General features: G+C 38.3%; 1 protein-coding gene. It reads right to left on the minus strand.

The features are described 5' to 3' along the window. Positions 1–149: 149 nt before the first annotated feature. Positions 150–324, minus strand: a 175-nt coding sequence (locus tag HC176_RS18505; protein WP_167920451.1) for a four helix bundle protein, incomplete at its 5' end; no start/stop codon positions are given.

The following is a 324-nucleotide window of genomic DNA, read 5'->3' on the forward strand; positions in this document are numbered from 1 at the left end:
GGTACCTTCTCCCCGCGATCTTTCATTTTCTTTACTTCCAGGGCAATTTCTTCCTGAATTTCGTTGCTTAGTTTTTTACCGTCGAGGAGCTCCATGTTTTTTAAGTGTTCAGTGATCAGTGGTCAGTGATCAGTTATTTATAAGAAAAATTATTCTTCTGTTTTGACCCCGAACTTCCCGGGGTTAAGGATCATATAATTAATTAATTTGCCAACCTCTTCACTCTCCACCTGTAATTTTTTATAATCCTCTTCTAAAAGGTATTTACATCTAAAGGCATACTCCAGCCAAACCTGGGTTTCCGAATTTTCAGCATCTCCATCT

Source organism: Tamlana crocina, assembly GCF_012037625.1.